The sequence below is a fragment of the Streptomyces katrae genome (assembly GCF_000966975.1).
Lineage (GTDB): Bacteria > Actinomycetota > Actinomycetes > Streptomycetales > Streptomycetaceae > Streptomyces > Streptomyces katrae.
In genome coordinates, this window is the sequence record NZ_JZWV01001593.1 from 1 (window position 1) to 516 (window position 516).

The 516-nt window shown below is 75.2% G+C and carries 1 protein-coding gene; it reads left to right on the forward strand.

Features of this window, described 5'->3' with window-relative positions:
• Positions 1-422 (forward strand): acyl carrier protein (locus VR44_RS48680; RefSeq protein WP_045952519.1); only part of this gene is annotated, 422 nt, incomplete at its 5' end.
• Positions 423-516 lie beyond the last annotated feature (94 nt).

Below are 516 nucleotides of genomic sequence, written 5' to 3' on the forward strand. Positions count from 1 at the left end.
GCGCGGTACGTCCCGGCCAGGCCCTCCGCGACCTGGGATTCGACTCGCTGACCGCGGTCGAACTGCGCAACCGGCTGGGCAAGGACACCGGGCTGCGGCTGCCGCCCACCCTCGTCTTCGACTACCCCACGCCCGCCGAACTCGCCGCCTACCTGGGGGCCGAGGCCGCACCCGCAGGCCGCGACGTCACCGGGCTGCTCGCCGAACTCGACCGCATCGAGGCGGAGTTGCAGAACACGGCGACGGCCGACGCGGACCTCCGGGAGAGCGTCACCGGGCACCTGCGCCGGCTGCTCGACCGGTGGGCCGCGCCCGCCGGCCAGGCGGCGGAGACGGAGGTCTCCGGCGTCGCGGACGGGCTCCACACCGCCACGGACGACGAGATGTTCGACTTCATCGGCAAGGAGTTCGGGATCTCCTGAACCGCACCGGGTGCGGGGCTTCACGCCCCGCACCCGCACCCTCCGCCGGCTCCCGGCCCCCACCCTTCCCCGCCGACGCTGCCCTCCCCGGCCC